The sequence below is a fragment of the Rhizobium sp. A22-96 genome (assembly GCF_053521805.1).
This window is the reverse complement of record NZ_JBNWDQ010000007.1, coordinates 182143-202423: the sequence shown is the minus strand read 5'-3', so window position 1 is coordinate 202423 and position 20281 is coordinate 182143. Positions and strand designations below refer to the sequence as shown.

The 20281-nt window shown below is 59.7% G+C and carries 17 protein-coding genes and 2 pseudogenes; 3 read left to right on the top strand and 16 right to left on the bottom strand.

Features of this window, described 5'->3' with window-relative positions:
• Positions 1-2 precede the first annotated feature (2 nt).
• From ACQZ6F_RS28085 to ACQZ6F_RS28060, 6 genes are all read right to left on the bottom strand, one after another.
• Positions 3-854: an ABC transporter permease gene (locus ACQZ6F_RS28085; protein WP_449095125.1), complete on the bottom strand. Its 852-nt coding sequence runs from the start codon at positions 852-854 to the stop codon at positions 3-5.
• Entirely contained in the window at positions 851-1801 is a 951-nt protein-coding gene (locus ACQZ6F_RS28080) for an ABC transporter permease (protein ID WP_449095126.1), read from the bottom strand. The genes ACQZ6F_RS28085 and ACQZ6F_RS28080 overlap by 4 nt, the downstream gene beginning before the upstream one ends.
• 101 nt (positions 1802-1902) lie before the next feature.
• Positions 1903-3513, bottom strand: coding sequence for an ABC transporter substrate-binding protein (locus ACQZ6F_RS28075; protein WP_449095127.1), 1611 nt, complete (start codon positions 3511-3513; stop codon positions 1903-1905).
• A gap of 65 nt (positions 3514-3578) precedes the next feature.
• Positions 3579-4301 carry an HAD-IA family hydrolase gene (locus ACQZ6F_RS28070; RefSeq protein WP_449095128.1) on the bottom strand — a complete coding sequence of 241 codons (723 nt, stop codon included), beginning with the start codon at positions 4299-4301 and terminating at the stop codon, positions 3579-3581.
• 235 nt (positions 4302-4536) lie between these two features.
• Positions 4537-5910, bottom strand: coding sequence for an aminotransferase class III-fold pyridoxal phosphate-dependent enzyme (locus ACQZ6F_RS28065; RefSeq protein ID WP_449095129.1), 1374 nt, complete (start codon positions 5908-5910; stop codon positions 4537-4539).
• Positions 5911-5923: 13 nt separating this feature from the next.
• Positions 5924-6763: a GNAT family N-acetyltransferase gene (locus ACQZ6F_RS28060; RefSeq protein WP_449095130.1), complete on the bottom strand. Its 840-nt coding sequence runs from the start codon at positions 6761-6763 to the stop codon at positions 5924-5926.
• 320 nt (positions 6764-7083) lie between these two features.
• On the opposite strand from ACQZ6F_RS28060, the gene ACQZ6F_RS28055 reads away from it, so the two are divergent.
• Positions 7084-7752 carry a haloacid dehalogenase type II gene (locus ACQZ6F_RS28055; RefSeq protein WP_449095131.1) on the top strand — a complete coding sequence of 223 codons (669 nt, stop codon included), beginning with the start codon at positions 7084-7086 and terminating at the stop codon, positions 7750-7752.
• A 15-nt stretch (positions 7753-7767) separates the two neighbouring features.
• Positions 7768-9042, top strand: coding sequence for an NAD(P)/FAD-dependent oxidoreductase (locus tag ACQZ6F_RS28050; RefSeq protein ID WP_449095132.1), 1275 nt, complete (start codon positions 7768-7770; stop codon positions 9040-9042).
• Positions 9043-9071: 29 nt separating this feature from the next.
• Here ACQZ6F_RS28050 and ACQZ6F_RS28045 read toward each other — a convergent pair whose 3' ends face one another.
• The 7 genes from ACQZ6F_RS28045 to argE all read right to left on the bottom strand — a co-directional run bounded on the left by ACQZ6F_RS28045 (position 9072) and on the right by argE (position 16114).
• Positions 9072-9419 carry a hypothetical protein gene (locus ACQZ6F_RS28045; protein WP_449095133.1) on the bottom strand — a complete coding sequence of 116 codons (348 nt, stop codon included), beginning with the start codon at positions 9417-9419 and terminating at the stop codon, positions 9072-9074.
• A 130-nt stretch (positions 9420-9549) separates the two neighbouring features.
• Positions 9550-11007 (bottom strand): NAD-dependent succinate-semialdehyde dehydrogenase, encoded by a 1458-nt coding sequence (locus ACQZ6F_RS28040; RefSeq protein ID WP_449095134.1) that lies wholly within the window; start codon positions 11005-11007, stop codon positions 9550-9552.
• Between the two features lie 14 nt (positions 11008-11021).
• Positions 11022-12065, bottom strand: coding sequence for a tartrate dehydrogenase (locus tag ACQZ6F_RS28035; protein ID WP_449095135.1), 1044 nt, complete (start codon positions 12063-12065; stop codon positions 11022-11024).
• Between the two features lie 12 nt (positions 12066-12077).
• Positions 12078-13541 carry an aldehyde dehydrogenase family protein gene (locus ACQZ6F_RS28030; protein WP_449095136.1) on the bottom strand — a complete coding sequence of 488 codons (1464 nt, stop codon included), beginning with the start codon at positions 13539-13541 and terminating at the stop codon, positions 12078-12080.
• Between the two features lie 139 nt (positions 13542-13680).
• Positions 13681-14034, bottom strand: coding sequence for a cupin domain-containing protein (locus ACQZ6F_RS28025; protein WP_449095137.1), 354 nt, complete (start codon positions 14032-14034; stop codon positions 13681-13683).
• Positions 14035-14058: 24 nt separating this feature from the next.
• Positions 14059-14982 carry a 2-hydroxyacid dehydrogenase gene (locus ACQZ6F_RS28020; protein WP_449095138.1) on the bottom strand — a complete coding sequence of 308 codons (924 nt, stop codon included), beginning with the start codon at positions 14980-14982 and terminating at the stop codon, positions 14059-14061.
• Positions 14983-14995: 13 nt separating this feature from the next.
• Complete coding sequence (argE, locus tag ACQZ6F_RS28015; RefSeq protein WP_449095139.1) at positions 14996-16114, bottom strand: acetylornithine deacetylase; 1119 nt, start codon at positions 16112-16114, stop codon at positions 14996-14998.
• A 256-nt stretch (positions 16115-16370) separates the two neighbouring features.
• Here argE and ACQZ6F_RS28010 point away from each other — a divergent pair, with 256 nt between their 5' ends.
• Positions 16371-17228, top strand: a complete 858-nt coding sequence (locus ACQZ6F_RS28010) for a GNAT family N-acetyltransferase (protein WP_449095302.1) — start codon at positions 16371-16373, stop codon at positions 17226-17228.
• Between the two features lie 226 nt (positions 17229-17454).
• Here the strand turns inward: ACQZ6F_RS28010 and ACQZ6F_RS28005 are convergent.
• From ACQZ6F_RS28005 to ACQZ6F_RS27995, 3 genes and pseudogenes are all read right to left on the bottom strand, one after another.
• Positions 17455-17953: pseudogene (locus ACQZ6F_RS28005) on the bottom strand (sugar phosphate isomerase/epimerase family protein); the annotation flags it as partial.
• A gap of 418 nt (positions 17954-18371) precedes the next feature.
• A pseudogene (locus ACQZ6F_RS28000) lies at positions 18372-18722 on the bottom strand (alkaline phosphatase family protein); the annotation flags it as partial.
• Complete coding sequence (locus ACQZ6F_RS27995; protein WP_449095140.1) at positions 18658-20043, bottom strand: NtaA/DmoA family FMN-dependent monooxygenase; 1386 nt, start codon at positions 20041-20043, stop codon at positions 18658-18660. The gene ACQZ6F_RS27995 and the pseudogene ACQZ6F_RS28000, both read right to left, overlap by 65 nt.
• Positions 20044-20281: the final 238 nt, after the last annotated feature.

The window sequence follows — 20281 nt, the reverse complement described above, 5'->3', positions numbered from 1 at the left end:
CGTCACACGCTCCTGTCTCTGATCTTGCGTGGCAAGTTGTCGATCAGCAGGTTGACGCTGATGGTGAGGCTGGCGATGGCAAATGAGGGCACGATTACGGCAGGTGCAGCAAAGGGAAGGCCGCCGATATTTTCGCGGACCAGGGCTCCCCAGTCGGCGTAGGGCGGCTGCAGCCCGAGGCCGAGAAAGGAAAGACCGGACAGGAGAAGTACGACAAAGACGAAACGCAGGCCGAAGTCTGCCAGAACCGGCCGGATAATGTTCGGCAGAATTTCAGAGGCGATAATATAGCCGACTCTCTCGCCGCGGGTCCGCGCAACCGTGATGAAATCCATCGTGTTGATATTGACGGCAAGCGCCCGGGCAAAGCGATAGGCGCCGGGCGTATAGACGACGGCGAGTGTGATGATCAGCACCGGAATGGAGGAGCCGACGGCGGCCACGACGACCAGGCCGAAAAGCTTGCTTGGGATGGAGTTCAGAGCGTCGAGAAACCGGCTGAGGACCGTGTCAAACCATCCGCCGATAACGGCGGCCAGCATGCCGAGCGTTACGCCGCAGAAACAACACAGCGCGACCGCAGCCAATGAAATGCCGACCGTATAGCGCGCGCCCATGAGAACACGCGAAAACATGTCACGGCCGAGATAATCCGAGCCGAGCCATAGTTGGTGGCTCATCGGGCCAAAATAGTCTGTATCGACGATTTCTCCCACGGAATATGGAATAATATAGGGCGCGAAGAGGGCGACGATCGTCCAGGAGAGGATGATGGCGAAGGCGACGATGCCGACGGGGCTGACCTTATAGCCAAGCATGGATGGAGTGCGGCGAAGCAAAGTTCTCGTCGTCATCGCAACCTCGGATTCGACAGGATTGCAATGATGTCGGCGGCGGTGATCAGCAAGAGATAACCAAGGCAAAATATCATCGCGCAGCTTTGGATGAGCGGCAGGTCCCGCGTCGAGACCGCGTCCACCATCAGTTTGGCGATGCCAGGATAATTGAAGATCGTCTCGACAATGATCACGCCGCCGACAAGGTAGGAGAGTGACAGCGCAATGGCATTGACGATCGGCCCAAGCGCATTGGGCAATGCGTGTTTGAACACCATGCGGCTGCGCGAGGCGCCCTTGAGAAGAGCCATTTCCACATAAGGCGTCTTCAACGTTTCGATCAGCGCCGCCCGGGTCATGCGGATCATTTGCGCCGATATGACAAAAGTGAGCGTGATGACCGGCATGGCATAGATTTTCAGAAGGTCGAAGAATGTATGTGCTTCGTTGATGGAAGACAGGGCCGGCAGCCAGCGCAGATAGACGGCGAATAGTAGCACGGCAAGCGTTGCGACCATGAATTCAGGTACCGATATGACGCCGATCGAAATGATCGTGACAAGCCGATCGTAATAGGAGCCGCGCAGCATGGCCGAGGTAATGCCGAGCAGGAGCGCGAGCGGTACCGAAACGACCGTCGTGATAGCGGCAAGTTCCAGCGTTGCCACCAGGCGGCTGCCGATCAGCTTCGTCACGGGCATGTTGTTCGCATAGGACGTGCCGAGGTCGCCTTTCATCAGGCCGATTAGCCAGCCCATGAACCGCAGGATTGCAGGTTCATCGAGATGCATGGCCTTGCGAAGGCCAGCAACCGCCTCGGGTGTGGCCGCCTGACCGAGCAGGATGGAGGCGGTGTCACCTGGCAGCATGCTGGTTGCAAAGAACACGGCGAAAGACACGATCAGCAAGGTGATGATCGCTATGAAGAGCCGGTTTAGGACAAGAAGGGAAACCTCGGATCTCAAACAAAGTGCTCCTGCGGCGTTCTTCGAAACGAATGGCGTTTGCGGGACGAAGGTCTCCCGGGACAGCCTCGGCAGTCCCGGGAAGGAGTGTCCGGCAGCGATCAGGCCTGGAGCCAGAGATACTCCGCCATCGCGTAACCCATCATGCCACCGAGCGGATTGGCTTCCAATCCATGTACCTTGCTCGAGATGGCATCGACGTTCGAGATATAGGCCGGGATGATGGTGCCCGCCTCGTCGGCGATCATCACCTGCATTTCGTTGTAGATCTGCTTGCGCTTGGTCTGATCCAGCAAGCCACGGGCTTCGATCAACATCTTGTCGAATTTTTCAGACTTGTACTGGCTCTCGTTCCACGGTGCGTTCGAGGCATAAAGAAGCGAGAACAGGATGTCGGGCGTCGGCCGTGGATTGATGTTGCCGAAATGGATCGGCGCCTTCAGCCAGTAATTATCCCAGTAGCCGTCGGACGGAACGCGCTGGACATCGAGCTTCATGCCGATGTCTGCGCCGGCAGCCTGGATGATCATTGCCATGTCGATCGACGAACCGGCCGCGTCGGAGGCGATGACCGGAATGGACTGCCCGAGCACGCCCGCCTTCTGAAAATGGAACTTTGCCTTGTCCGGATCGAAGACTTTCGGCTTCAAATCGCTGTTGTGATAGATGTTGGCCGGAGAGACGGGCTGGTCGTTGGCCACTTCCCCAAAGCCGCGCAACGCCGACTTGACGATCTGCTCGCGATTGACCAGAGATTTCATCCCGTCGACGAAGTCCTTCTTGTTCCCCGGCGTCATGTCGAGGCGCATGTTGAGATTGGTGTAATTTCCGCTCGTTGTTTTCGACAGGGCAAAGCCCGACTGGCCGTCGACCAGCTTCACGGCGCGAGGATTGATGGCGGCGGCAAGATGGATGTCGCCCGAAAGCAAGGCATTCACGCGCGCATTGTCATCGCTGATCGCGAAGAATTCGAACGAGTCGAGATAGGGTTGACCAGACTTCCAGTAGTTCTTGTTCTTGACGACGACCGAGCGGTTGCCCGGGTCGAAGGTTTCAAGAACGAAGGCTCCGGTACCATTGCCCTTCGAGAAGTCGGTCGTGCCGTTGGCAACGATCATGAAGTGATGCAGGGCGAGAATGGTCGGCAGGTCGGCATTCGGGTCGGCGAGCGTGATTTCGACCGTCGATTTGTCGACGGCCTTGAAGCCGGTCATCTGCGCGGCAATCTTGGCCACTTTCGAGCCGACACCGGGATCGAGATGACGTTTCATCGAGAAGACGACGTCATCCGCCGTCAGATCCTTGCCGTCATGGAACGTGACGCCCTTGCGCAATTTCACCGTCCAGGTCTTGGCGTCCTTGCTTTCGATGCTCTCGGCAAGCTCCATCTGTGTCACGCCGGCCTTGTCGATGAAGGTCAGGCGATTGTAGAGCGAGCAGCAGCGTACGTAGTCGGTCGACAGCGAGGCCTTTGCGGGATCCAGCGTGTCGGCGGTTGACGACGACCAGCCGGCCGCCTTGAAGACTCCACCCGAAACGGGCGTTGCGGCCACGGCCTGCGAGGCGCGGCCGAGGATGATACCGGCTGACGATGCGGCAACGCCGCCTGCCAGCATCAGCTTCAGGAGATCGCGCCGCGTTGCGCCACGCCTGATCGCATTTTCTACCATTGCGTCATCCGCGCTGGTCCAGTTTAGGATTTTGTCGATCATTTCATTCCCCTTTTCTATTGATTTGATGGGTGCCCGTCTTTTCCGCGAGCTTTCCCGGGTTCGCATTAACCTCTGTCGACCAGCCCTTCCTTAACTGCCGAGGCGAAGGCCGCCATCGATGTGAAATGATAGTCGGGCTGGGTGAGGGTCTCGGGCTCTATCGTCCCACCGTAGCCGTCCTGCGCATGACGGCGCTCGATCCAGCAATTGGCGAGACCAAGTTTTCGAGAAATGCCAATGTCATGATACTGGCTTTGCGCGACATGCAGGATATCGTTCTTGCTTGCCCCTTTGTCGGTGACGAATTCGAATACCTGTTCGAAGAAGGCGGGATCTGGCTTTTCCGTGCCGGTATCGTCTGCGGTGAAAGTCGCAAAGAACGGCGAGCCCAGTTTCTTTTCGAAATGATCGAGCGCCCAGCGGCGAGCATTTGTCATTGCGACGAGGCGATGTGTTTTCTTGAGCTCGGCAAGTGCCGCCGCGCTGTCGTCGAACGCGTTCCAGCTCGCCACGGAATCGCGCAGCCGCCGCGCGTAGCGATCTTCCGCCGGCAGGCCAAGTGTGGGTGCAATAGCCATGTAGACGCGCGTGAGATCGTCCGGAAAAAGCTCCGCATCCTCGCTGTAGCGTGCCTGGCGATAAAGCCTCAACGCTTCTTCGCCATCGATGGAGATGCCGGCTTCCGCGGCAATCTCGGCAAGGCAAGCCTTGATGCCGCCCTCGAAGTCGATGAGCGTGCCGACGACGTCGAAGGTAAGATATTTGAAGTCCTGAAAATCTCTGGCCAAGTCATGCTCTCCTTCATGATCTGCCGGCGGCCGAACCGCTCGCAGCATAAAATTCTGGCCCAAAGGGCGGAAATTGTCCTGCCAAGACCTGGAAAAGCCGGTTTTCAGCCGCTCTAGGAAGCAGTTTGGCAGTTCCTGAATGGCGGATTCGCCGAATCGATGGTGTGCCACAGCACAAAATTTCGAATTTCTGGCTCCGTCCGACATTTCGGCAATGAGACCGGCATGTGCCGCTTCAACGCATGGCTTGCCTGACGTCCGGATCATCCAAGGTTTGGTCGAGCGTCTTTCGCGTGCGCTCCAGGATCGCGTCAATATCGTCATCCGTGCAGCAAAGCGGCGGTGCATATCCAAGCACGCCATGGGCGAATGCGCGGATGACGAGGCCATTATCCCAAGCGCGATCGAAAATCCTGCGAGCCGGCGCGGCAGCACTTGGTAACGGTGTCTTCTTGACCTTGTCGACGACAAGCTCGACGGCCGCCAGCATCCCGCGACCGCGGACATCACCGACCAGAGGATGGACACGGAGGCTTTCGAGCCCTGCCATCAGACGCGCGCCTGCCTTAATGCCGTTTTCCAGAAGGCCGCCTTCATAGAGCTTCAGCACTTCAAGCCCGACCGCCGCACTGACGGGATGGGCAGAATAGGTATAGCCATGGCCGACCGCCGCATCTCCGGCGGCGTCTGCGATGACATTATAGACGCGCTCGGACATGAACACAGCACCCATAGGCACATAGCCGGAGGTCAGGCCCTTGGCGGTCGTCATGAAATCGGGGACGATTTCGTCGTGCGAACAGGCAAAGAGGGGACCGGTCCGGCCGAAGCCGGTGATGACCTCATCGGCGACGAAGAGAATGCCGTACTGGCTGCAGAGATCGCGGATCGCCTTGAGCCAACCTGTTGGCGGCACGATGACGCCGCCGGAGCCCTGGATGGGTTCGGCATAAAATGCCGCCACGCGCTCTGCGCCGATTGCCTCGATCTTCGCCTTCAGGTCCGAAATCGACGCAGCAATGATGGCGTCGGCATCTTCGCCGACCGGATTGCGATAAGGATAGGGCGAGGGGATCTTGTGCTGCCAATCGAAGGGGACACCGAAGCCTGCGTGGAATCCGGGCAGCGCCGTGAGACCAGCGCCGACGGTCGAAGAGCCATGATAGCCTTGCTCGATCGAAATGAACTGGTCGCGCTCCGGCTTCCCCTTGGCATGCCAGTAATAGCGCACGAAGCGCACCGTGCTGTCGACGGCATCCGATCCGCCAAGTGTGAAGAAGACGTGATTAAGGTCGCCTGGCGCGCGATCGGCGAGTTCGGAGGCGAGACGAATGGCCGTCTCGCAGCCGAGATCGAAATAGCCGGTCGCATAGGGTAGCTCCCGCATCTGACGGGCAGCAGCCTCGACGATGCTCTCATGCCCATAGCCCGCGTTCACGCACCAGAGGCCGGCAAACCCGTCGACAAGCTGGTGGCCGGACGCATCGGTGACCGTCGCACCCTTTGCCGATCGCAAGACCCGCACACCCAGCCTTTCATGGCCGCGATAGGATGAAACCGGATGGATGAGGTGCGCGCGATCGAGTTCGACGAGCGAGTTGGCGAGCATGATGATCTCCAGATTATCCGAGAGCCTGATTGGCCAATGCAAATATTCTTGCGTCCTGGCTGACCGCCGCCTTGTTGGCCGGCCGCCGCATCGCGATGCCGCCACCCACATGGCTAAGGCCGATTTTGGCGAGCCACCCCGTCAGCCCCGAGCCTTCGTTTGTATCGACGCGCAGGAAGTCGCCCGGCCTGCGAAGCGCGAGCGTCGTTATCAACGACGTCGCATCGTCGGCATTCGCTGCAACCACAGGCCCGATGACATGGCCGCGACCAAACGCGCGCATTGCGCCATAGGCTTCGATGCGGCCATTGCGCCGAATGACAATCATTTCCGCGATGTTCGAGAGCGTGTGGATCAATGTGCTGCGGTCGGCGCCGAAGGCTGCGTGATCAAGCGCCGTAATGACTGAAAAATCACCGGCCTCTGCAGTCTCTACCTCTCCACGCGGCGCAAGATCGGCGAGATGGCCCTGATGCTGAAAGATCTCGCCTTCGGCGACAAAGCCGAGCTTGCGATAGAGCGGCAATCCGTCAGCCGTCGCAATAAGTCTTATGGATCGATCGCCTGCGAGCGCCATTGCTCCATCCATGAGCTTGCGGCCAAGGCCACGACCGCGCAGCGCCTCATCGACGATCACCATGTTGATCGTCGCGCAATCTTCTCCATAAGGGGTCATCAGGGTCGTACCCACGACACGGCCGGCCTTGTCGACCGCCGCAAGGCCACGGCTCAAGTCCAGTGCCACGCGCCAGTCCTCAGCGCGATGAGGCCATTGCGCCTTACGTGACAGAGCGAGTGCACCGTCTATATGCTCCAATGTGAAGCTGACCAGTTTGATGTCATCCGTTGGCATGAGGCACCCTTTCCTTGCCTCAAGTCTCGGCGATCCCCGCACGACAGATCATCTGAAGCCGCCTCTCGTTGTGATATCTTTCGCCGTAGCGGATACGATTGGCCGCATCTTATGCTGTCGATATCTATTCGAGCCTTCTCACACGATGTCCAAGCAGCATGTCGATGTGTGTCCGTTGCAACACTCTGCCAAAGCACGCCGCGCATACGAAAGAATATGCTTCGCGGAGCTGCCAATTCGATCATGTGCACCGCAGGACTTCAGCCTATGATCGTTTCAGTTCAGAACGCAGATGCCTTTTAGATAGAGGACGAACGGACATGGCGCCTTTCCGGCCGAAATACATCACCTTCGATTGCTATGGCACGCTCATCAATTTCGAGATGGCCGAGGCGGCGCGCGATATTTACGGTTCGCAGCTCGATGACGCGAAGATGCAGCAGTTCACCAAGAATTTCGCCGCCTATCGGCTGGATGAGATTCTCGGTGACTGGAAGCCCTACGCCGATGTGGTTCACAACTCGATCGAGCGGACCTGCCGTACAAACGGCGTGAAGTTTCGCGCGGAGGACGCCCGGGCGATCTATGAGCGTGTACCCGGTTGGGGGCCGCATCCGGATGTGCCAGCCGGGCTCGCGAAAGTTGCCAAGGAGATCCCACTGGTGATCCTCTCCAACGCGATGAACAGCCAGATCATGTCGAATGTCGACAAGCTCGGTGCGCCTTTCCATGCCGTCTATACGGCAGAGCAGGCCAATGCCTACAAGCCCCGCTTCAAGGCCTTCGAATATATGTTCGACATGCTGGGCTGTGGGCCGGAGGATATTCTGCATTGCTCGTCCTCCTTCCGCTACGACCTGATGTCGGCGCATGATCTCGGCATCAAGAACAAGGTCTGGGTCAATCGCGGCCATGAGCCCGCCAATCCCTATTACGGCTATGTGGAGATAGCAGACATATCCGGGCTGCCCGGCGTCGTTGGGCTATAAGGGAAGGATAGCCTCATGAAATTCGTCTCCTATTGGCACGATACCGCACCGGCCTTTGCGGGAGGCCATCAAGGCCCGGTCGAGGGGCGATATGATGCTTGTGTCATAGGAGGCGGGTTCACTGGACTGTCCGCAGCGCGGCAGCTGGCAAAGGCGGGTGCGAGCGTGGTCGTCCTTGAAGCCGAGCGCGTCGGCTGGGGTGCCTCGGGCCGCAACGGCGGCCATCTGAACAATGGTCTCGCCCACAGTTATCCGGCCGCCAAAGCCGAACTTGGCAAGGACAGGGCGATCGCACTCTATAAGGCGCTTGACGCCTCCATCGACACGATCGAGACCCTCGTTGCCGAGGAGGGAATCGATTGCAATTTTCGCCGGGCCGGAAAATTGAAACTGGCCTCGAAGCCGCAGCATTTCGCATCAATCGCCCGTAATTTCGAAGAGGTCCATACCGAGGTCGATCCCGATACGGCGTTGCTTACGCCAGGCGATCTCAAACAGGAGGTCGGCTCATCCTTCCATGGAGCCATGCTTTTCAAGAAGAGCGCAATGATGCACATGGGCCGCTACGCTGTCGGCCTTGCGGATGCGGCTGCCCGTCACGGCGCGATCATCTACGAAGGAGCACCGGTAACGAACAAGATCCAGGAGAAGGGCAAGCATCGGCTGATGACCTCACGCGGCGAAATCACCACCGACAACGTGCTGGTGGCGACCGGCGCCTACACGACCCCGAATTTCGGTTATTTCCGCCGACGGATCATATCGGTCGGCAGCTTCCTGATCGCAACCCGGCCGTTGACGGCGGATGAGATCGCGTCGGTCATGCCTGGAAACCGCACCTGCGTCACCTCGATGAATATCGGCAATTATTTCCGCCTCTCGCCCGACAATCGGCTCTTGTTCGGCGGTCGGGCACGATTCTCCGCCGCGTCAGACCATCGTTCCGACGCAAAGAGCGGCGCGATCCTGAAAGCGGGTCTGGCTGAAATCTTTCCACAGCTTGCCGGCATCGATGTGGATTATTGCTGGGGTGGTCTCGTCGACATGACGAAAGACCGCTATCCGCGCGCCGGCTATCATGACGGTGCCTGGTACGCGATGGGCTATTCCGGCCATGGCGCGCAATTGTCGACCCATCTCGGCATGATCATGGCCGATGCCATGCTTGGCCGCGAAGATCGCAATCCCATGAAGGATGTCGACTGGCCGGCCGTGCCCGGCCATTTCGGCAAGCCGTGGTTCCTGCCGCTGGTGGGCCTCTACTACAAGATGCTGGACAGGTTAGGGTGATGAAAGTCGTCAGGCCCTAGGTGCCTGCCCTATGCGTCGGCAGGCGGGCAATCCTGACCGGCGAAGAGCCCGGTCGAAACCACAGTCTCGAAATATTCGACCTTCAGATCGAAGGAGCGCAACAGTTTCTGCGTGCTCGGCTTCACCACTGCATCGTCAAAATCGCCTTTGCCGAAATGGCCGGCGGAGGCCATGTCGGCCCAAAAGCTCATGACCACCAGTTCATTGTTTTCACCTCGCACCTTACGGGTGAGGGTTGCGCCGAGGTGGCCGGGCAATTGCGCCATTTCAACGAAAGTCGTCGTTTCAAGATGTGTCGCATAGGCGGTCAGCACGTCGTCAGAACCCGCTACCGCCCGCCAAAACCGAATGATCATGTCGACTCCCTATTCCGAGACCGCCCGACATCCGCTGGTGGATTTTGTTAGCCGGTGCCCGATCCCGATCTATGCACCACTTTCGTTGCATCGCAATCATGATTGATCGGAGAGAGGCAAGCCGGCGGCCTCAAGCGAGCCCGCCCATGTGAAAGCTCTTCATCTCGAGATATTCCTCGATGCCGGCCTGTGCGCCCTCGCGACCGATGCCTGATTGCTTGATGCCGCCGAAGGGCGCGACTTCCATGGAAACGGAGCCGGTATTGAGCCCGACCATGCCGAATTCCAGAGCCTCGCCGACGCGCCAGGCGCGCTTGAGATTGTCGGTGTAGAAATAGGAGGCGAGGCCAAAGGGCGTGCCGTTGGCGATCGCGATCGCCTCCTCTTCGGTCTCGAAACGGAAGAGCGGCGCCACCGGTCCGAAGGTCTCTTCGCCGGCAAGCTCCATCTCCGTCGTCGCTCCGGTCAGGATGATGGGCGCCGTATATTGGCCGCCGTCCGGCAGCTGCCGGGTGTTGGTGATGATCGTTGCGCCCTTCGACAGCGCGTCGCGGACATGCCGATCGATTTTCTCGATGGCCGCCCGATTGATCATCGGGCCGATCAATACGCCGGCTTCCGTGCCTGGACCAACCTTCATCGCATCAACCTTTGCCTTCAGTTTCGCTGCGAAAGCGTCATAGACGCCCGATTGCACGAGGAGCCGGTTGGCGCAGACGCAGGTCTGGCCGCCATTGCGGAACTTGGAGGCGAGCGCACCCTCGACGGCCAAATCAAGATCGGCGTCGTCGAAGACTATGAAGGGCGCGTTGCCGCCGAGCTCGAGACTGAGGCGTTTGATGCTGTCAGCAGCGCCGCGCATCAGGAGTGCTCCGACCCGGGTCGAGCCGGTGAAGGAGATCTTGCGCACGGTTTCATTGCGCATGATCTCATTGCCGATCTCCGTCGGCATGCCGGTGACGATGTTGATGACGCCTGCCGGGATGCCCGCGCGCTCGGCCAGAACTGCGAGAGCAAGGGCGGAATAGGGCGTGAATTCCGAGGGCTTGATAACGACCGTGCAACCGGCGGCAAGAGCCGGCGCGACCTTGCGGGTGATCATGGCGCTCGGAAAATTCCAGGGCGTGATGATGCCGCACACGCCTACCGGCTCTCTCAGCACGATGATGCGGCGATCGGGTGTTGGAGAGGGGATCGTGTGGCCGTTGATGCGGCGCGCTTCCTCGGCGAACCATTTGACGAATGAGGCACCGTAGCGGATTTCGCCACGGGCTTCATCGAGCGGCTTGCCTTGTTCCGTCGTCAGAATGAGGGCGAGATCGTCGACGTTTTCAAGTATGAGGCCGTGCCAGGCTTCGAGAAGCGCGGCACGCTCGGCATTGGTCTTGCGCCTCCAGCTGCGTTGCGCGTGCTCGGCCGCAGCGATTGCATTGCGTGCTTCGACGCCGCCCATATCGGGCACTGTGCCGATTGCAGCCTGTCTGGACGGGTCGTGAACATCCACGGTCGCGCCTGAGGCAGCCGCGATCCAGACCCCGTCGATCAATCCCTTGTCTTGGAAAAGCCGTGTGTCTTTCAAATCCAACATGAGATCCTCTGCAATCAGGAAAGCGCGGCGATGATGCCGGCGGTGATGGTTTCTGTCCGATCCCTGCCCGGAACGGTGCCGATGCCACGCGCGGTTGACGCCTCCATGGCCGCGATGATGCGGGTGGCCGCATCCTTCTCGCCCAGATGATCGAGCATCATTGCTCCCGACCAGATGGCGGCGATCGGATTGGCGATGCCGCGCCCGGCAATGTCCGGGGCCGAACCGTGAACCGGCTCGAACATCGAAGGTGCGTTGCGCTGCGGATTGATGTTGGCCGAAGCCGCAAATCCAAGGCCGCCCTGAATGGCGGCGCCAAGATCGGTCAGGATATCGCCGAACAGATTGGAGGCGACGACGACATCGAGGCTTTCCGGCGCCATCACCATGCGGGCCGCCATGGCGTCGATGTGATAGCTCGTAACCTCGACATCGGGATACCCGGCCGAAAGCCTGGACGTGATTTCGTCCCAGAACACCATGGAATATTTCTGGGCATTGGACTTGGTGACGGAGGCGAGCTTGCCGCGCCGCGCACGTGCCTGCTCGAAACCGAAGCGCAGGATGCGTTCGACACCCGTGCGGGTAAAGATCGACGTCTCCACCGCGACTTCATCAGCCGTGCCCTGATGGACGCGGCCGCCGGCGCCCGAATACTCGCCCTCGGTGTTTTCGCGGATGCAGAGAATGTCGAATGTCTTCGCCAGCAACGGTCCCTGCACCCCCGGCAGCAGCCGGTGCGGCCGGATATTGGCATATTGCACGAAGGCCTTGCGGATCGGCAGCAACAGGCCGTGCAGGGAGACCGAATCCGGTACTTCGGCCGGCCAGCCGACGGCGCCGAGCAGGATGGCGTCAAACGCTCTCAGCGTCTCGATCCCGTCTTCAGGCATCATCCGCCCCGTCTGCTTGTAGAATTGGCAGGACCACGGAAATTCGGTGCCATTCAGTGCGAAGCCGCCAGCCTTGGCGGCAACTTGCAGCACCGACCAGGCGGCGTCCGTCACATCCTTGCCGATGCCGTCACCGGGGATCAGAGCGATGGAGTAGGTCTTCATGATATGGGTCCCTCAAAGGCTGATGAGCACGCTCTTCGTTTTGCGATTGGCAAGATAGGCTTCGCGCCCTAGGTCCTTGCCGATGCCGGAGCGCTTGTAGCCGCCGGTCGGCAAGATGTGATCCCGCGAGCGGCTGTAGCGATTGACCCAGACTGTGCCTGCCTGGATCTGCCGGCTGAGACGGATGGTGCGCGACAGGTCCGATGTAAACAGGCCCGCAGCAAGCCCATAGGTCGGGTGATCGGCAAGCGCCATCGCTTCCTCCTCGTCCTCGAAGGTCTGCAGCGTCAGGACCGGCCCGAAGATTTCCTCAAGAATGGCCGGAGACGACGGATCGAGATCAGTCAAAAGCGTTGGCTCGTAGAAATAGCCCTGCCTGTCCATTGGCTTGCCGCCGGCAATACAGCGGCCGCCTTCTTTGATCGCGGCGGCGACGATCGCGTCGATGCGGTCGCGCTGGCGCTCGGAAATGATCGGCGAATAGCGCGCCGCCTCATCCCAGGTGGGGCCAGGCCCGATATCCGCCATCCGCGCGATGAGGGCTTCCGTAAATTGGCCGGCAACGCTTGCCTCCACGATCACGCGCGTCGCGGCGACGCAAGCCTGGCCGGCATTGAAGAGAACGCTGCCGACGATCGCATCGGCCGCTTTCGAGAGATCGGCATCCTTGAAGACGATCTGCGGGCTCTTGCCGCCAAGCTCTAAGGTCACGGGCTTGATACCGGTACGGGCGATATTCTCCATGATTGCAGATCCCGCTCGGGTCGAGCCGGTGAAGCTGACCTTGGCGATTTCGGGATGGCCGGTGAGCGCCGTACCGGTGGCGAGCCCGTCGCCGAGGACGACGTTGAAGAGACCGGCCGGCAATCCTGCCCTCACGGCGAGCCCGGCCAGGTAGACCGTCGAAAATGGCGTCATTTCGGAAGGCTTGAGGACGACTGCGTTGCCGGCTGCAAGCGCGGGGCCCAGTTTCCAGCCGGCCATGGAGACCGGAAAGTTCCAGGGCGTGATCGCGCCGACGACGCCATAGGGTTCGCTGAGGATCATGCCGAAGGTCTTGTCATCGGTCGGGACGACATCGCTGCCCTCCTTGTCGGCGAATTCCGCAAAGAAGCGGATCTGTTCTGCGGTGACCGCTATGTCGCCGGCCGCCAACTGACTGATCAACCGGGTGGAGGATAGAGCCTCCATTCGAGCGAGCGTCTCCGTCTCCGTTTCGATCAGGTCTGCCCAGGCATGCATTACGCGGACACGTTCGCGTGGGCGCAGGCCGCTCCAGTTGCTTGCCTTCAATGCCGCCTTGGCCGATTCGACGGCACGGTCCACCATCTCGGGGCCTGCAATCGGGCAGCCTGCGTAGGGCTTGCCATCGGACGGCCTGTGCATCTCTATCGCGCCGGGAGCTTCAATGAGTTCCCCTCCGATGAAGTGGCCGATCGGCAATGGCAATGTGTCAGGATCGAAACTCAAGCTCATGGGAAGCTCTTTCTGAGGCATTTGCCAAAGCCTAGCGCCGGCTTACGAGCAGCTTGCTTCGTATGCCGGCGGGCGTGCCGACGAATCTTGCGTTTTAGCGAGAGCGAACAGTGATTTCTGTTGCGGCGGCCGGCAGCTTTTATCCCACCGTCACGTAGATCTTGCGAACGGTCTCGATCGTCTTCCACCTGCCCACGAAGCCCGGCTTCATCACGAAGCTGTCACCGGCCCTGTAGACCGCCGGCTCTCCATCATCGGGGGTGATTTCGACAACACCCGAGAGGATATGGCAAAATTCGAAGGTCTCGCCCTTGATCGACCGGGTCTCGCCGGGCGTTGCCTCCCAGACGCCAGTGCGCACCGCACCGTCTTTCGCCTCATCCTGTGCCCAGGTCTTGAACGATGGATCGCCGGCGATCAGCCTTTCCGGCAAGGCCTTGGATTCGCGCGGAGTCGAACCGGGATTGGTGATAACGGTCTTGAGGAGGGTCATGTCGAGCCTTTCGTTTCTATGATTTCAATATCCGCGCCGCCGGTCGACCAGCCCGATGGGATCCAGGCCTGCGCGATAACGACGGATGTTGTCGATCACCGCGCGTGCGGCGGTATCGGGCTGTGTCACGCTGGCGATATGCGGGGTGAGCATGATCCTAGGATGTCTCCACAAAGGGTGCTCCGAGGGTAGGGGCTCAGGGTCGGTCACATCGATCACCGCAGCTGCCAGACGGCCGGTATCGAGCGCTTCGATCAGCGCGTGCGCATCGAGCTGCGGGCCGCGACCGGCATGCACGAGCATGGCTCCCGCGGGAAGGCTGCCAAGAAGCGTGTCGTTCAGGAACCCCGTGGTCTCCGGCGTCAGAGGCAGCAGGCAAATGAGAATGTCCGTCGCCGCCACCATGGTTCTGAGGCCGGTTTCACCGTGATGGCACTCGACACCCTCGATCGTCCGGGGCGATCTGCTCCAGCCGGCGAGCGGAAAGCCGAAGGGCTTCAACCGCTCGAGCACGGCTGTTCCGAGAACTCCCAATCCCAGAACTCCGATCCGTCTTTCATGTGCCTGACGCTGAGGCAGGCCGCGCCATTCCCCGACGCGCTGCTGCGCAAGATAGGAGAGGAGGTCGCGATGCAGCGCGAGCACGGCAAGCGTCACATATTCCTGCATCATCCTGACGATGCCATCCTCGACCATGCGGACGATCTTCACATGCTCGGGCACGAGATCCGTCTTGAACTGGTCGACGCCGGCACCGATCGAAAACAGGATTTCCAGATTGCGATAGCGGGCGAGGTCGTCCGGCACTGTCCAGGTGATCAGGAAACGAACCTCATCAGGATCGACGCTCGCCGCATCCGTGGAAAATGCCAGATCCGGCAGTTCCTCGGCGAAGGCGCGCGCGAAGATCGCTCCGCGCTTGGCATCCGAATTGAAGAGAAACGTCACGGCAATTGCTCCATCAGGATCGCGCAGCCAGCGCCGATATCATCTGGCGACATTCCTCTAGTTCGCCGTCCAGGATGTATTCGTCCGGCTTGTGAGCGCGCTCGATATCACCAGGCCCACAGATGATCGCATCGATGCCGGCTGCCTGATATAGGCCAGCCTCGGTTCCGTAACTGACCGCGGCAAGCGACGGCTTGCCGGTGATCTCCTCCAGCAGGCTTGCGAGCGGCGCATCCTTGGCAAGCGAGAGCGCGGGATAGGCGCTGAGCGGGGTCCAGTCCACGGAGAAGCCCTGTTGCCTAAGTATCTCCGCGCTGTGCCTGATCGGCGCAAGCAGCTCTTCAGGAGCCACATCGGCAATACCGCGTGCCTCAAGGTCGAGACGGCAATTGTCGGGAACGATGTTCAGCGCCCGTCCGCCGGAGATAATACCAGCCTGAAGCGTCGAATAGGGCGGCTCGAATGCGGGTTCGAAGGGGCCGAGCGTCAGTTTATGAGCTTCATCGACCGCCGAGCTGAGCACTTTCGACATGGCATGAATGGCATTGAGTGTCAGATCCGGACGAGACGAATGGCCCGCCCGTCCGCCGATCGTGACGCGTGCTGCCGCTTTCCCCTTATGGGCGCGCACGGCCTGCATGCGGCTTGGCTCGCCGATGATGGCACCTTGCGGATGTGCGCAAAGCGCCTTCATCTGCGCCAGAAGATGCGGTACGCCCCGGCATCCCGCTTCTTCGTCATAGGAGAATGCCAGATGAATGGGGCGAGCGAGGTTTGCCCTGGCTAGCTCCGGCGCGGCAGCGAGTGCGGCGGCAAGAAACCCTTTCATATCCGTCGTTCCCCGCCCGTAGAGCCGGTCTGTCTCCCGTCTGAGCGCGAAAGGTTCCGAGGTCCAGCTCGGCTCTCCGGCGGGAACGACATCCATATGTCCGGACAGAATATAACCTGCGACATCCCTGGGGCCGATCGTGGCAAAGATGTTGGACCTGTCGCCCTCAGGCCCTGGAAGCACGGTGACGTGGATTCCGAGATCTTGCAGATACGTCCGGATCCAGTCGACTATGCCGTCATTCGGCGTGCCGACGACGCTCGGAAAGGCGACAAGACGAGCGAGGATTTCAACCGTGTCCATATGCTCCTCAGCGGCTGCGGCAAATTGTGGATATTTCCCCCATAGCATGGCGGCTGCATTCATAATTGCATGCCGAATGTCGAGGTGTTTCAGTCGATTGTTGTGCGGACACAGGCAATTCGAGCTAATTGTATCGACGGGCGTCGCCTATCCTTATCGGCGGGGAGCGCCTCTGTTTTGGCGTATGACTATGGATAGCAAGTTTTGAGGTGGTCCAGTGAAGGTATCAGACAGCTTGCGGGTCGATGCTTTCTCCATGCATATCGGCGACATTAAGGACGTGGAACTTGATCAGTTGCACGCGCTGTCGATCTCGGTGCGGTGGCCGCATCGAGCCGAGGACTGGGAATTTCTGCGGCAGACGGGTAGAGGCATCGTCGCGCTCGACGAGATCGGTCGCGTCATGGGATCTGCCATGTGGTTTCCGCACGGAGACGAGTTTGCCACCGTCGGAATGGTGATTACCTCTCCGCGGCTGCAGACCAATGGTACCGGCCAATGGCTTATGAGCCGGATCCTGGACAAAGTAGCGGGACGCCGCCTTAGCCTCAGTGCGACCCAGGCGGCGCGCCGCCTGTATCTTTCGCTGGATTTCAAGCCGGAAAAGACGGTTTACCAATGTCAGGGGGAGGCACGGATCGCAAAGGATTTTGCACCGTTGACTTCGGAAGGCACGGTGCGGCAGCTTGGCCCTGGCGATCTTGCTGCGATCCTTCGGCTTGATGCCATTGCCTTCGGTGTCGACCGCTCGGAGCTGGTCAGGCGTCTCAACGAGCAATCGATCGGGTATGGTCTGTTCCGCGGCGCGGATCTGCAGGCTTTCGCATTGTGCCGCCCCTTCGGACGCAGCCATGTCGTCGGCCCGGTCGTTGCGTCCAATGACGCCGACGCGATTGCCGTGGTCGCGCCGCATGTAAGCAGCCATTCCGGTCAGTTTCTGCGCCTCGATACCCATATGGAGAGCGGCGACTTTGCATCTTACGTCTCCCAGAGTGGCATGATCGTCTGCGATACCGTCCTGACCATGTCGCTTGGAACGCATCCCTCCGATAGAAACAAGGCTGTTGCCAGTATGATGGCTAAATATGCTCTTGCCAGTCAGGCGCTCGGTTAGGGCCTCGACACAGCCGCATCGCGAGCAGGCTTTTCACGCGTCAGCCAGATCGTTCCGAACAAGGCAGGCGCAAAGGTGGAAGCCATGCCGCTTCCAACAATCACCGGCAACCATATTCCCTGGAAGTAGGCGGTATTCACGCAGCATTTAAGATCGGCAAACAATGCTGGCCGCTCTTGCCCCACCCGCCCTGCGCACCCGCTTGTCTCCCGGACTTTACCCTTCCTCAGACACCATATCGGCGCATTGTTTCACGATTTGTCTTTACTGCGATCGCGGGGTCGGCCGCAGCCATGTCTGATTCTTCTTCCAGGACCAACCAGTCATTGAAATGCGGTGCGCTTCGGACGATGTCGATCACTGCGGCGGTATCGCATATACCCTTACCAAGCATGGCCCATTTCCCGTTTGCATCCACGTCCTTGAGGTGTAAATAGCGGATGCGCTCGCAGTAGGTGCGGAGCGTATCGAGGATATCCTCATGGCCGCGCAAGATATGGCCGGAATCTGGCACCCAGCCGACGAGGTTCCTGTCGATGAGCGAAAAGATCCGATCATAGTCGGCGCGGTCGAACAGTAGCGTATTGTGGTGTGAACTGGGATGCACGGCGATGTCCACGCTCGAAGCTTTGCCCAGTTCTCCGGCCCGATTGTAGAACTCCGCTGCGATTTCGAATTTCGCTTCCCGAGGTCCTTCGGACACCAGTCGCCGAGCCGATCGAAACGGCTGGACTTCTGGCGAACGGCCTGTGCCTCAATGCGCAGTTGCAGCCGCGAAAGAGCTGCTTGACGATTCAGATTTTCGCAAGCGTTCTCAACATTGGTATGTCTGCGGGCAGATTCCCAGAATTTATTGCGTGGAAATCGTAGAGCACGCTTCAAGAAAAAGCCCCGCAAGGGGGAGCCTCCGGGGCGAGTGATAGCGACCGAGCCACACATCGACGCTCAACCGCGTGAATTCACAAAAATGGGATCAGTAAATTCCAAGCGTGACAGGGTCAGTGTGCCTGAAACGAGAGGCCGCGTAAAGTTCTTCTGGCACTCACCAAGAAGCTTCCGCTTTTGTTGATCGCGTCCTACCCCTTGCTCGCAGCTTTTTTGTCGCACGGCTTCGTATTGCCGGACAGAGCGCCTCTGCGTACATCAGCGCTGTTCCCACTTATCCTTGAGCGCGAGTGCGCTGGTCAGATCGCCGAGCGGCTTTTGCTTGTGGGCGGCGACGGCTGCGTCGCGAACGGTGATGCCATGGAGTGTCGGCAGCTCGAAACGGCGCGTGATGAAACGCAGGATCGAGGTCGTGTCCATTGGCGTATGATCGACATAGCCATGCCGCGCATAGGGCGAGACGATGATGGCTGGAATACGGGAACCGGGACCCCAACGGTCAGCCTTGGGCGGTGCGACATGATCCCATAGGCCACCATTCTCGTCATAGTTGACGACGACGAGCATATGCGGCCATTGCGGACTCTTCTCGAGATGCGTGATCAGATCGGTTGCTGTTGCTTTTGAAAGGATGGGGTAAACCATAGCGGTCTCGAATCGTTCTGCCCTCATAGGACGTTCTAAAGACACCCCGTTCCTGAAGGATCGGGACGACCTTGTCGACGAACTCTTCGATATCATCGGGTGCGCGCGGCGGCTGCAGAGTGTAGCCATCGACTGTCCCGTCTGCCCATAGATCGATGATGGCGTCGGCGACCTCTTCCGGCGTGCCGAGCACCAGCCGGTGATGGCCTTCGGAGCGACGCACGGCCTGGCGCGCCGTCAGCTTTTCATGCGCGAGTAGATCGGACAGGCCAAGGCCCATTCCGACAGCCTGGATACGGTTGGGATCGGGGATGAAACGCTCGGCCTCCAGAACGGCGTCCGGATCGAAATCATGCGGATCGATGCCGTTGTCTTTGACAAAGCGGGCGAGCAGTCCGTCTTCCGAGCCGGTGCCGCTGAAAAGCTCGTGCTTGCGCAGCGCCTCGGCCCGGGTTTCCCCCAGGATAGCGACAAGACCCGGGACGATACGGATCCCGGCGGGATCTCGTCCAAGTTCGATGGCGCGATGTCTGACTTTCCTGCCGAAAGCCTGGCCTGCTGCGCGCGAGAGAATGTTGCAATAGATGATCTCGCCATGCCGGGCGGCAAGTTCGATGCCGCCTTCAGAAGCACCGGCCTGCGCGATCACGGGATGGCCCTGGGGGCCGACCGGGACATTGAGTGGTCCCTTCACCGTGAAATAATCTCCAGCATGGTCGATTGCCTGTGCGCTTGCCGCATCCCAGAAGCAGCTTTCGGGAATATCGCCCTCGCGTGCCGGGTCCCAGCTCGACCAGAGCTGTTTGGCGACATCGAGGAATTCGGATGCTTTCGCATAGCGCTCGCTGCGCGGCGGCAATGGCTCTGCTCCGAAGTTGGCGGCGACATTCGGGTTGAAGGAGGAGACGATGTTGATGATCAGACGACCGCCGGAAATGATGTCCGTCGACTGGGTGCGCCGGGCAAGATTATAGGGCGAATTATAGGTTGATGACATGGTTGCGACGAAGCCGATGTCGGGCACTTGTGCGGCCAGGGCCGTGCATAGGATCAGGGGATCGATGGTATGGAACGGGCGCCCGTTCGGATCGGTCATCAATGCGGGGTGGTCCGAGAAGAACACCGCGTCGAACAGCCCCTTATGCGCCAGCTCGGTCAGCCGCCGATAATAGCCGGGATCGTTGATGTCATGTCGGCTGCCGGTGCGATACCGCCAGGCATTGCCAAGATAGCCTGTTGTGTTGATGCCGACATTGAGATTGAGCTGTCGTTTCGAAATTGTCATGCGGCTGGGCTTTCGTTCTGGAAGGCCATGCACGCTAGTGCGTAACATCAATTCCCTACAGAATTTGTAGACTAATATTACTGGAGCAGAGGGAATTAACTTCCAGCCTTTCGATGAGAGGGAGCATGGCGCGGAGCCGTTCCGACCTTCAGGCAAATATCTTGCGCCGCGCGAAGGATTGCTTTCGTCGTGCGCTAGAAAAACTGCCTTTGGATTTCGGACTTTCCCAAGAATCCTG

Coding starts and splice junctions, on each gene's coding strand:
- ACQZ6F_RS28085 (WP_449095125.1), bottom strand. CDS start 854: ATGACGACGAGAACTTTGCTTCGCCGCACTCCATCCATGCTTGGCTAT.
- ACQZ6F_RS28075 (WP_449095127.1), bottom strand. CDS start 3,513: ATGATCGACAAAATCCTAAACTGGACCAGCGCGGATGACGCAATGGTA.
- ACQZ6F_RS28065 (WP_449095129.1), bottom strand. CDS start 5,910: ATGCTCGCCAACTCGCTCGTCGAACTCGATCGCGCGCACCTCATCCAT.
- ACQZ6F_RS28060 (WP_449095130.1), bottom strand. CDS start 6,763: ATGCCAACGGATGACATCAAACTGGTCAGCTTCACATTGGAGCATATA.
- ACQZ6F_RS28055 (WP_449095131.1), top strand. CDS start 7,084: ATGGCGCCTTTCCGGCCGAAATACATCACCTTCGATTGCTATGGCACG.
- ACQZ6F_RS28050 (WP_449095132.1), top strand. CDS start 7,768: ATGAAATTCGTCTCCTATTGGCACGATACCGCACCGGCCTTTGCGGGA.
- ACQZ6F_RS28045 (WP_449095133.1), bottom strand. CDS start 9,419: ATGATCATTCGGTTTTGGCGGGCGGTAGCGGGTTCTGACGACGTGCTG.
- ACQZ6F_RS28040 (WP_449095134.1), bottom strand. CDS start 11,007: ATGTTGGATTTGAAAGACACACGGCTTTTCCAAGACAAGGGATTGATC.
- ACQZ6F_RS28035 (WP_449095135.1), bottom strand. CDS start 12,065: ATGAAGACCTACTCCATCGCTCTGATCCCCGGTGACGGCATCGGCAAG.
- ACQZ6F_RS28030 (WP_449095136.1), bottom strand. CDS start 13,541: ATGAGCTTGAGTTTCGATCCTGACACATTGCCATTGCCGATCGGCCAC.
- ACQZ6F_RS28025 (WP_449095137.1), bottom strand. CDS start 14,034: ATGACCCTCCTCAAGACCGTTATCACCAATCCCGGTTCGACTCCGCGC.
- argE (WP_449095139.1), bottom strand. CDS start 16,114: ATGGACACGGTTGAAATCCTCGCTCGTCTTGTCGCCTTTCCGAGCGTC.
- ACQZ6F_RS28010 (WP_449095302.1), top strand. CDS start 16,371: ATGCATATCGGCGACATTAAGGACGTGGAACTTGATCAGTTGCACGCG.
- ACQZ6F_RS27995 (WP_449095140.1), bottom strand. CDS start 20,043: ATGACAATTTCGAAACGACAGCTCAATCTCAATGTCGGCATCAACACA.